Origin of the sequence: Methanobacterium alcaliphilum, assembly GCF_023227715.1 — an archaeon.
GTDB classification, from domain to species: domain Archaea; phylum Methanobacteriota; class Methanobacteria; order Methanobacteriales; family Methanobacteriaceae; genus Methanobacterium_E; species Methanobacterium_E alcaliphilum.
In genome coordinates this window covers 1-11727 of sequence record NZ_JALKIF010000021.1, presented here as the reverse complement: position 1 = coordinate 11727, position 11727 = coordinate 1, and the positions used below count along the sequence as shown (strand labels likewise).

Below are 11727 nucleotides of genomic sequence, written 5' to 3'. Positions count from 1 at the left end.
ACGCCATATTCAATATGAATGCAACAGCAGCCTACAAACTAGGGCGTGAAGTAACCAAAAAAGCAAACCAACTACTTAACTTCACCAACGCAGACAGTGTACTATGCATAACCACAGCCGGGTTAACTTATTGGGATGGTTCCACTACAGAAGACTGCTTAGAGGGGATATTGAATGAGGCCAAGGGCTTAATAACCTATGGGCAGGGAAACCTTCTAACTCTTCAAAGGACCCGTGTAGATCCTGTAGATTTTGGATTCATTATCAATAAAAATGGTGCTTTAACCATTGCTTACTTTGTCAATGGCTCACTAACACCAACATATGTAGGCACAATATCTGAAAATATGACCTCAGCCCAATGGAATGTTTTAAAAACCAAATTGGGCAATGACGCATTCCCTTATGCCAGTTTAGCAAATGCATGGGCCATAGGCTTATCATCAGATATATTAAGACAAGCCGCATATCACGGACATTTATGCTTAGGAACCATCAGTGGACAAGCAATGATAGAAACTCTACTCAAATACTACCCCGCAACCAATGAATATGGATTACCATTGGAAGGTGTAAGTTATAATGTAGTGGGTGTGCCTGGAGGATCCGACGATGATAGTTTCACGTTTGCAATGGATGCCACAACGGGAAAAAGAGCTTACGTTGGAATAAACACTACTGATAATAATATGGTTGGATTTATTCGATGGAACTCTCAATCCAATACTGGAACTCTCATAATCATGATGTATGATGAGGATGAAGTTGTAGCATTGTTTAAATCAGAAACTGGATTATCAGCGTATTCAAGTATATCCTCAGAACTCAAGTTCAACAAATGGTTAGTAAGCAAGTTAGAAACCAATCCCGAATCTTTGGTTAAAATTTTATATGCCTTTGATAATTTAACAGTAGAACAGCTTCATTATTTAATGGGCTATGAACCGAATAAAGGAAGTACTACTATTGAAGCACATGGATTGGACATGGAGTATATTTTAAATCAGACTAATCTAGTTGCAGCTGTACCTGCCAATATGACTTATACTGCAGGTAATTTTACTGCTGATTTCTTCAAACAGATTGGTATTGATGCTGCTAATATGGCCATAGAACTTTTCAAAGCCATGGGCATTGATATAGAAAAAGACAGTTCTTTATTAACCGTGTTTACATCAGCAGGTTATGTGCGTTTTGCTGGTCAAAGTACAGACATGGTTTGGGATGGAGTATATGAAGTCCTGGGATCCAGACTCAGCAGAGCCACACTATTACCTGTGCACACTGCTTTATGGAAAAATTTGGTCTTTGACTTTGCATATAAAAATGGCACAAAAGTAGTAACCGTTGCATTTGAATACAATGCAACCAGCGGAGAACTGGTGCAATGTAACCAGAACTACAACATTGAAGATGTATTGTTATATGATCCACCATATGATGCACTTATGGCCTGGTTATGGCATAATCACGTCTGTGGGGGCAGCTCACCAGGATACTTACTGGTAGATTATATCTTTGAGAACTATCCTGTAGGCGAGGATGAAAAATACATCTATGTAACGACTAATGACAACTGTAAAGATGATATTCTTGAGTATCTGTTAAGTGTTTCCGCAGGTGCTGGAACATATTACAATTTAAGGTTAACATCTAATGACACTAAAGCAGAAAATGGATCAAATGTTGGAATTTTGATTAAGTGGAATTCAAAAACCAATACTGGAGTGGCAGTAATTATTAACTGGGTTGCTCCAAAATTTGCTTCAGGTTCAAACTCTTATGAAGAGTACATCAAATTATATAAAGGTGATTATTCATCTGCTAATTTGATTTCTGCACCAATAGTTAGCTCTTATTCCACTAAACCAATTTCTAGTGCTGATCTGGCTGCTATTTTGGCTGGAGGTAATGCGTTACAGTATATCTTAGGATTACCGGATGTTTTACCCGGCACCCATAACAATGGCACCACTAATACTAATGGTACCACTAATAATGGTGGTAATCACTGGGTGAATAATGGTGGATCCACTAACAATGGTGGTTCTTCCAGCAATGGAGGATCTAATGGAGGATCCCATGGTGGTTCTAGTTCATTTGGTGGTTCTTCTGTTGGTACAAGTTTTGTTCCAGTTAGTGCTGCAAGTCAGACCACTACTGAAGAGGCTGAAACTGGTAGTTCTGCTCCAAAGGCTTACGAAGTATCAAAAGCAAGTACTTCAACTGACCCAAATAATTCCAACTGGTACATTTACGGTATAGTAGGAGTTCTAGCTTTAGGCGCACTAGTCGGCTTTGGATTCATGAGAGGCGGAATCAGCGGAAAAATCTAGATAAAAAAAAACTAAACTTTTTAGGCTAAAAGCTGATGAAAATCAGCAAAAGCCACTTTTATTTTTTCTAAAATATTAAACGATTTTCAGTTCACATTAAGTTAAATGCGAACAATTATTTTTAGAAGGATTGCAAATTACCCATTTAATTATTTAAATTCTTTTTATTCCATCAGGAGTCCCTACAATAACATTGTTTGTTGCATTGCAGAATATTCCATTTTCTAATACACCTGGGATAGAATTTAACTCAATTTCTAATTGCGAAGGATTTTTTAAAAGGCCAAAATCTGTATCGATAACGAAATTCCCATTATCTGTAATCACTGGCCCGTCTTTTCTCTCCGCCATCCTTATTTTGGGAATTCCTCCCATATCTTCAAGCTTTTTGGTAACAGTTCTTAGGGATTGTGGAACTACCTCTACAGGTACTGGGAATTTTCCAAGAGTTTCAACTATTTTTGAATCATCAACAATCACTATAAATTGATTAGCGGAATAATCAACAATTTTTTCTAAGGTGTGTGCCGCACCTCCTCCTTTAATCAAATTAAGGGCAGGGTCAACTTCATCAGCACCATCTACTGCAATATCTAGATCATGTTCTTCTAGAGTAGTTATAGGAATATTGCAATTTTTAGCTAAGAAAAATGATTGATAAGATGTAGGAATTCCCATTATTTCCAAGCCTTCTTCTTTTATCATAATACCTAATTTTTCAATAAAATAATGGGTAGTTGAACCAGTTCCTAAACCTACAATTTGACCGTCTTTAACTTCTTTGGCTGCTTCATATCCTGCCATTTTCTTTAAATTCATATCAATTCTCCAAAAAATTATAAAACTTATTTAATGAAATAATATAACAAAACTATTGGGATGTGGAATAAATAAGAACATTAGTCTAAATCAATGTTTTTAATATTTTAAGATAACTTTATTGAGCTCATATCCTTTTGCACATTTTTGGCTGGGTTTTCCTAAAGTTTTTAAGATCTTACATTTATCTCCATGATATAATCCCTCTGGAAAACAGAGATTCTTCATTTCACAAATTTCATCACACTCTGCTGGTTCAAAAGAAATCATAGATCCTTCAAAAGCTCTTTTTGAATCAACCATTGCATTAATATTTACTTTTTCAACTTCTACGACTTTTACTTTTCTATCTTCATGAGTTTTGCATGGTTGTTCTGTGTCTTTGATATTACGTACGATATACAAACGCCCTTCTTCTAAAGAATCAACGCAGGTACCTTTAAACCGGCATGATGCACATTCTTCTGCAGGCCCATAATACATAAAAGTTAATCCTTTTTTTGCAAGTTTTTTTCCAATGAGTGTAATCAATTATATCACTTCCGTTTTAATAGCTAGCTTTTCAGCAGCTTCAGGGGTAAGACCTCTATCACCTAATATTGTGTATCTGTCCTTTCGGATACTGTGTGCAATAGTAAGGGCTTTAATTATGTATTTATCATCAATTCCTAACTCTTGGGCGGTAGTGGGCGCTTTCATCTTCTTCAAAGCATCTCTGATAAATTGCCAGTCTCCACCATGCAGGTGCATCATCATTATAGTACCTACACCGCATTGTTCGCCATGAAGAGCCGGTTCAGGTGCAACTAAATCTAAAGCATGACTGAACTTATGTTCTGAGCCGCTGGCGGGTCTGCTGCTTCCAGCGATACTCATAGCGATACTACTGCTTATTAATGATTTAACAACAACTCGTGCACTTTCTTCTAAACCTTCTTTTATGGCATCAGCTGATTTTATAATCATTTTTGCAGTCATTAAAGATAAAGCAGATGCAGATTCGCTATAATTTTCGTTTAATAATCTATTTGAAAGTTTCCAATCAAGTATGGCTGTGTAATTTGAGACTATATCTCCACATCCTGCGGCTAAAAATTTTAGAGGTGCTTTGCTGATTATGTTAGTATCAGCAATGAGTCCTAAAGGAGAGTTAGCTTCTAATGAAACAGTTCCTTCTCCATTTCGTATTGAAGCACGAGGTGAAGCAATTCCATCGTGAGAAGCTGCAGTGGGAACACTTATAAAATGCACATTGGAACGTGTTGATGCAAGTTTTGCAACATCAATCACTTTACCTCCGCCCACTCCTAAAACAAGGGAGACGTCATTAACCATGTCCTGAACGCTTTCAACCGCTTTTATAGATGCTTCTTTGATTGTAATTTGGTTAACATTAAATCCTTCATTTTGAAGACTGGTAATGGCTTTTTCACCGCCAATTTTCAGAGTTTTCGGGCCACTTACTACCAGAACATTACCTTTAAACCTTAAGTCCCGGCATATTGCCCCTGTTTTTGTGATTACTCCAGCACCAGTGTGGATTTCACGTGGTAATTGGATTTTCTTGGGATCCATAGTATCATACCTAATCAATAGATTATATTTTTAAGTAATTATAATAAAATAATTTTGGATTTTTATTAAATAGTAGTTTTCCTTTTAGTTAACATTTATTAGTTCAATAATATCTTTTTTTCTTGATTATTTCGTTATAAAAACGCAATGGGTTATTTTTTTCTAATTCATCTGAATGAACTTGGACATCTGCATTCTCTAACCCGTATGTATATTATGGTGCTAATACCACACTCGGAAGCAGTGGACTACTAAAAAGATTCATCGAATGATTTGATATAAAATAAAAACAATTAAGAAAGAATAATTTCATTAATATTATTCTTATTATTTTAAAAAATATTCAGCTATGTTTTTCTAAGAGTTTTAAACACAAACATTCTAATATTTTTTTATTTTAAAGCGATTATTATTTCTGTAAAATAGGGTTTGGATTGAGTCCAATTTTTTGCAATTCCATCATGATTATCCCGTATATATGTACGGTAATATTTAATATTTTCCGGTTTTAAAGTTGAAAGAATAGTATTTAACCATATTATTGCCATTACTATCTTTAATAGCTGAAGATGGGATGTATACTTTATAGTTATTATAAGACATTCTTCTTAAAGTCATCTTTATTTTTAGAGTGTTTCCACTTATTGTTTTAGTGATCACCGGTTTTTTACCTGTTTTAAGATTTTTAATATAAATTTGGGACCAAGTGCTGCTACTTTTAATGTTAGTGCTGAATTTAATAGTTATAATCGCTGTCCTGGAAAATCCTTTAGAACCGTTTTTAGGAGTTGTTAAAACAACTGCTGGTTTAGTTTTATTTATTATGTATTTTTCTGTAACAATAGCAGATTTTTTCCCCTTATTATCAATGCATATAAATTTAAGAGTTGTGGTATTATTTATCTGTACTGGTCTAGAATATTTTAAGCTATTATTAGTAGGATCTGTTCCATCTGTGGTATAATAAATTGTTGTCCCAGTTGGAGCAGATAGTGTAATATTTTTAGGGGAATTGTAGTTACCACTAGTGGGATTAGCTTTTACAACAAGTTTATTCACGGCATCACTATCTAATACATTTAAGAGACTATTTGCATCAGCAGATTTCTCAGTTTCTGAATCATTAATGAAAGTTTCATAGATTATTGTATTAATTCCTTTATTAGCAATAGGTACTGTAACATATTGTGGACTAGTACCATTTGGGGGGATGTATGAAACTAAGAAAGGCATTTTAGATAATATTTCATTAACAAATGTATTTGTTAAAGAATTATTAGAGATAGGATATAAAAATCGGGGATATTTATAACTACTAACTTTGTAACGATTTTCATGCATATCCATAACTAACATGGGATTTTCATTTGAAACATCAGGAACTATGAATTTTTGAGCTAACAATTGACCATTCATTCTCCCTTTACTATAGTCACTTGCATCCTTAGTGACATTAACCTGATAAAGCACATATTTTTTATTAAGCGAATCTGATTGAGAGATTAGAGCATTTTTTATGGCTTTGTGTATCCCATATTCTTTAGGATGAACTCCAATGATAATTATGATAGTATCATTAGAATCTAAATTCCCATAATATTCTTTGGTTACATAACCATAACTTGTACTTCCTATTTGAGTGGCAAAACTAACATTTAATGCTGAAAATATTATGAAAATACACAAAATAGTTCCCAAAATTCCTTTCATTAAGAATCTCCTTTTAATTAAGATTAATATACTGAATTTATCCCTTAATTAATATTTAAAATTAATTGAATAATTAGAATTATAAACATAATGGTTCTCTAATTAATCTCACGAAAATAATTATTAGAATTAAAACTACCCTATTTTTTTAATTCATCAGGGTTATCTTTTTCCGGTTCAGTTTATTCCAAGTAATATCAATTTGCATCATTTTTATTTTATTCTATATATTTCTATTATGGAGATGAGGTAGATCAGGACATGGCATTATTGGTTTGTTTATTTTTGAATTCTTTGGTGTATTCATAACTGAAATTATCCATTAATTTTACTCATATTTTAATTTCCAATGATTTTATGATGCCACATAAAAAACAGTGAAATATAAGATAATATCTAATAAATATATTAATTTAAGGAAGGGCTTTATTTATTTAATTAACGTTATATTAATAAAGAAATTAAATTTAGAAAAAAGCATATGGTATCCTAGATGAGATGAATAAATATAATAAAAAAATGATGTTAAAAACTGGCAATAATTTAACAAAACAATAGGGATTTGGTTTGAAAGCAGTAATTATACGTGTATAACTATTTATTATTAAAGTTTCATAAATCAACAAAATAGATGCTTAACGTTTATCTTATGTAATGGTGAAAAAATGACAGATTTCAGTGAATGGTTTCACAATATTTTAGAGGAAGCAGAGATTATCGACTCACGTTACCCAATTAAAGGGATGCATGTTTGGCTTCCTCAAGGTTTTAAATTAAGGAAACATACATTAAATATTCTTAAAAATCTTCTGGATAAAGAACACGAAGAAGTTCTTTTCCCCTTACTGGTACCTGAAGATGAACTTGCTAAAGAAGCTATTCATGTTAAAGGTTTTGAAGAAGAAGTATACTGGGTAACACATGGTGGGCTTACTGAGTTAAATAAAAAATTGGCTTTAAGACCTACCAGTGAAACAGCCATGTACCCTATGTTTTCACTTTGGGTAAGATCACATACAGATCTGCCTATGAAGTTTTATCAAGTTGTAAACACTTTCCGTTATGAAACAAAACACACAAGGCCTTTGATTAGGGTTAGGGAGATTACAACATTCAAAGAAGCCCATACTATTCATAAAAGTAGTGATGGTGCTGAAAAACAAGTACTAGAAGCATTATCTATTTATAAAAAATTCTTTGATATTTTGGCTATTCCTTATGTAATAACTAAAAGACCAGTCTGGGACAAATTCCCTGGTGCTGATTATACTATGGCCTTTGATACATTGATGCCTGATGGAAAAACGCTTCAAATTGGAACGGTTCATAATCTAGGACAAACATTTGCCAAAACATTTGAAATAACTTTTGAGAATTCTGAAGGAGATCATGAATATGTCTACCAAACGTGTTATGGGCTTTCTGATCGGGTAATTGCCTCTGCAATAAGTGTTCATGGTGATGAATCTGGATTATGCTTACCTCCAGATATTGCTCCTTATCAAATAGTAATAGTTCCAATTATCTTCAAAAAAGGTGGAGAAGAAGTTATTAATAAATGCAGAGAAATTGAAAATGAATTGGTTGATGAAGGTTTCCGTGTAAAATTTGATGATCGAGACATTCGCGCAGGTAAAAAATTTTATGAATGGGAAATGAGGGGAGTGCCTTTAAGGATAGAAATTGGCCCAAGGGATCTTGAAAATAATAATGCTGTTTTCTTGAGAAGAGATAATATGGAAAAGACAAATGTCAGCTTAAATGATGATATAATTTCTTCTGTAAAAGATTCATTATCATTATTGAGTTCTAATATGAAAGATGTGGCATGGGAAAGGTTCAATAATCAAATTAAAAAAGCTGAAACAGTTGAAGATGCACGTGATGAGGTTGAAAGTAATCAAGGTATTATTTCTTTTTCATGGTGTGGAGATGAAGACTGTGGAAAAGCAATTGAAGAGCAGGTAAGAGTAGATATATTAGGAATACAGGAAGATGAAGAATCAGGAAATTGTATTAATTGTGGTAAAAAAGCAAAACATAAAGCTTTACTTGCAAAAACATACTAATAACATTTTGATAAAAAATTGAGGAAGATCAATGAATATTCGGGTAATTATGGTAGTGGCAGTAATAATGATATTTGCTGCAGGTTTTGGAGTTTTGAATTATAATAATATCAAAGGATTAACTCTTGAAGAAGCTTATGCATCTGGTAAGGTTCAAATTACTCAGGAAACTGCTGCAGGTACTATTCCTCACACGGTACAAATCCAAAATAAGGGTAAGGATCCTCTTCAAGTAGAAGAAGGCTATATATTAACTAGTAACTCTTCTCAAGATTTAGTAACTGCTCGAAATGAGATAATTCCACCGGATACTAATGTCACTGTCCCTGCTTATTGTTTAGAACCTAATCAAAGAGCTGTAGAAAAAAGTAAATTAGAAGTTTCAGGACCTGCACCTGCTATGATAAAAAGCATCATATCCACATCCAACGTGCAAAATCCCTCTGAAGCTTTTAATACTCAACTCAGGATATGGGTAATTGCTAACGGGCCTGAATTTAATATTTATACTGGAGAAGTTGTTGCCGTGGCTGAAAAACAGGATATTTCTTATTCAAATATTCGCCAAAATGTTTCCAATGTTAAAATTGAAATCATGACCAAATTCAATCTAACTGAAAGTCAAGTGAATAAAATCAATATTAACAATTCTATTGTTAATAAAAGCCAGAGCATTGGATTTGATTCAATCATAGAAAGTATATCAAAAAGCTTAAATTTGTGATACTAGTTAAAACAAATTCTAAAAATCAAAATTAGAACCCAAGATACTTCTGGAGATACATTATGAATAAAACATTTGCGATAATTCCTGTGTCCCGTTTTTCACATGCAAAAACTCGATTATCCCCTACATTATCTCCTTCGGAACGTGAAGGATTGTTGAAAGCGATGTTAATGGATGTTACTGACTCTCTAAAAAACATAGTCTCAGAAGTTGTTGTAATAAGTTCTGATGAAGATGTACTGGATTTTGCTTATGACTTGGGAGTAAAAATTCTCCAGGAAAAAGGTCAAACAGATTTAAATGGTGCACTGCAACAAGCTGTTGATTGGTGCGCAGGGGATTGTCAAAAAATAATCATAACCCCCTCTGATATTCCTTTATTATCGCTGGCCAATCCTGAAAATTTAATTGCAGAATCTGAAAAATATGATATGGTAATCGCCCCTGCCAAAGGAGGAGGTACTAATGCCATTATATTCAAACCAAATAATATTAATTTAAAATTTGGAGACTGCAGTTTTTTTGAACATTTATCTGAAGCAAATAATAATGGATTAAGTTTCCAAATATATGACTCATTTTATTTATCCCTGGATGTAAACACCGCTGAAGATTTAGGTGAAATAATTTTACATGGCAATGGTACTAATACTCAAAAATATTTAAAAAAGCTAAATCTAATGGTTAAACCGTATAGGGGTTCTGATAGGTTAGAAATCGTAAGAGAGATACAATGATAGCCCTTTCCATTGCAGGTTTTGATCCTTCGGGAGGCGCTGGTATATTAAATGATATTAAAACATTCTCTGCCCTGGGAATTTATGGTACTAGTGCTATTACTGCCCTTACTGCTCAAAATGTTAAAAGAGTTTCTGGAATCATGCCGGTTCCTGTAGATTTTGTTGAAGAACAAATTGATCTTATTTTAGAAGATTTACCTTTAAGATATGCAAAAACAGGTATGCTTTATTCTAAAGAGATTATTCAACTTGTAGCACGTAAAATTAAGGAATACAATCTTAAAGTTGTTGTAGACCCTGTTATGGTGGCAGGGTCGGGTAGTTCTCTTTCTGAATGTGGAATGGCGAAAGCTATGCAAAAATTTCTTCTCAAAAAATCTTTTTTAATCACACCTAATGTTTTCGAGGCCCAACTTCTCTCAGGTATGGATATTAATTCACAAGAAGACGCAATAAAAGCAGCACTTAAAATAGGGAAATCTTGTGATGTTGTTATAACTGGGGGGCACTTAGCTGGTAATAATATTTTCTATGATGGAAATATCAAAGTTTTTGAAGGAGAATTAATGGAAAACACCAATACTCATGGGAGTGGATGCTCTTTTTCTGCAGCTACTGTATCTTATTTAGTTAGAGGGCTTGATCTAGAAACTTCAATAAAAAAAGCAGATATTTTTGTTAAAAAAAGCATAAAAAATGGGAAATTGGGTACATTAAACCAATTTTATTCTAAATTTTAATTTAGACTAATCTTTATTGTTTTTTATATTTTAAAAATAAGATCCATTAACATTGGAAAAATTAGTATAAATAAAATAGGATAATTAAAAAAGAATAATTTAGAGTAATTCGTCTCTTAAGTCGATTGTATCCTCTAAATCAGGGCCAGTAGAAATTATAGTCACCGGTACTCCTGTTTCTCCTTCAATTTCATCTATGAATTTTTTTATCTCGGAAGAAAGATCTGAATAATTTTGTGTTCTTTCACATTGAGGATATAGTCGGTCCACACAAGTTAAAGCTATTTGGGTTGCTCCATTGATCATACATGACTCTTTAGCCATTCCCATATCAAAAAGACCAACTCTACGTCTCCTTCCAGTTACAGTACCGTATTCTTCAATTCCCATTTCTTCTGCATCTTCTTGGCTGATTTCAGTTGGGAAAGGACCTTCTCCTACACGAGTGATATAAGATTTAAAAACAGCAATTACTTCATCAATTCTAGTTGGCCCTACGCCTACATCTGCTGCAGCAGTGCTGGCAGTAGTGTCTTTACTGGTTACAAAGGGATAAGTTCCATAATATAGGGAAAGTCCGAAACCTTGAGAACCTTCAATAAAAACATCCTGATCTTCGTCTAATGCTTCATTAATTTCCAATGGGACATTGGTGGTGTGTCCTTCCATTTCCGGAATTTCTCCGGCTAATTTCGCTACTCTCATAACTCTATCTGAGTTAGCAGGCCCACAGCCTGTTCCGGTACTTCCAATTTTCTTGAAAAGATGGTCAGAGGCTTGATCTCGTTCTTTGTGCTGTTTTTCGATGATTGCACACCGATAATCTACAAAAGTTCGCTCTTTTACATCATATTTGTTTAAATATTCCATTTCATGCATGAATACTTCTGGATCCACCAGCACCCCAGCTCCGATTAACATTTTTGCATCAGTATGTACAAACCCAGAAGGTGTTAATCTTAAACCGTACTTTTCACCATTAAATTCTACAGAGTGACCTGCATTAGGTCC

At 33.7% G+C, this 11727-nt stretch carries 10 protein-coding genes; 5 read left to right on the top strand and 5 right to left on the bottom strand.

Annotation, left to right across the window (positions count from 1 at the left end; all coding sequences use genetic code 11):
- A partial coding sequence (locus MXE27_RS11535) for an FmdE family protein (RefSeq protein WP_248612597.1) occupies positions 1–2336 on the top strand: 2336 nt, incomplete at its 5' end.
- A gap of 153 nt (positions 2337–2489) precedes the next feature.
- Here the strand turns inward: MXE27_RS11535 and rpiA are convergent.
- The 4 genes from rpiA to MXE27_RS11515 all read right to left on the bottom strand — a co-directional run bounded on the left by rpiA (position 2490) and on the right by MXE27_RS11515 (position 6440).
- On the bottom strand, positions 2490–3155 hold the full coding sequence (rpiA, locus tag MXE27_RS11530) for a ribose-5-phosphate isomerase RpiA (RefSeq protein WP_248612596.1): 666 nt from the start codon (positions 3153–3155) through the stop codon (positions 2490–2492).
- A 99-nt stretch (positions 3156–3254) separates the two neighbouring features.
- The gene (locus MXE27_RS11525; protein ID WP_248612595.1) at positions 3255–3686 is read right to left on the bottom strand and encodes a UPF0179 family protein; all 432 of its coding nucleotides are present in this window, start codon (positions 3684–3686) and stop codon (positions 3255–3257) included.
- A complete protein-coding gene (locus MXE27_RS11520; protein ID WP_248612594.1) occupies positions 3687–4730 on the bottom strand; it encodes an NAD(P)-dependent glycerol-1-phosphate dehydrogenase in 1044 nt (347 codons plus the stop codon).
- A 492-nt stretch (positions 4731–5222) separates the two neighbouring features.
- Positions 5223–6440, bottom strand: a complete 1218-nt coding sequence (locus MXE27_RS11515) for a chitobiase/beta-hexosaminidase C-terminal domain-containing protein (RefSeq protein ID WP_248612593.1) — start codon at positions 6438–6440, stop codon at positions 5223–5225.
- Positions 6441–7105: 665 nt separating this feature from the next.
- On the opposite strand from MXE27_RS11515, the gene proS reads away from it, so the two are divergent.
- The 4 genes from proS (at position 7106) to thiD (ending at position 10716) form a co-directional block, all read left to right on the top strand.
- Entirely contained in the window at positions 7106–8509 is a 1404-nt protein-coding gene (proS, locus tag MXE27_RS11510; RefSeq protein ID WP_248612592.1) for a proline--tRNA ligase, read from the top strand.
- 31 nt (positions 8510–8540) lie between these two features.
- Positions 8541–9233: an ARPP-1 family domain-containing protein gene (locus MXE27_RS11505; protein ID WP_248612591.1), complete on the top strand. Its 693-nt coding sequence runs from the start codon at positions 8541–8543 to the stop codon at positions 9231–9233.
- A 62-nt stretch (positions 9234–9295) separates the two neighbouring features.
- Positions 9296–9973: a 2-phospho-L-lactate guanylyltransferase gene (cofC, locus tag MXE27_RS11500; protein ID WP_248612590.1), complete on the top strand. Its 678-nt coding sequence runs from the start codon at positions 9296–9298 to the stop codon at positions 9971–9973.
- Positions 9970–10716: a bifunctional hydroxymethylpyrimidine kinase/phosphomethylpyrimidine kinase gene (thiD, locus tag MXE27_RS11495; protein WP_248612589.1), complete on the top strand. Its 747-nt coding sequence runs from the start codon at positions 9970–9972 to the stop codon at positions 10714–10716. The genes cofC and thiD overlap by 4 nt, the downstream gene beginning before the upstream one ends.
- Positions 10717–10815: 99 nt before the next feature.
- Here thiD and MXE27_RS11490 read toward each other — a convergent pair.
- Positions 10816–11727 (bottom strand): adenylosuccinate synthetase (locus tag MXE27_RS11490; RefSeq protein WP_248612588.1); only part of this gene is annotated, 912 nt, incomplete at its 5' end.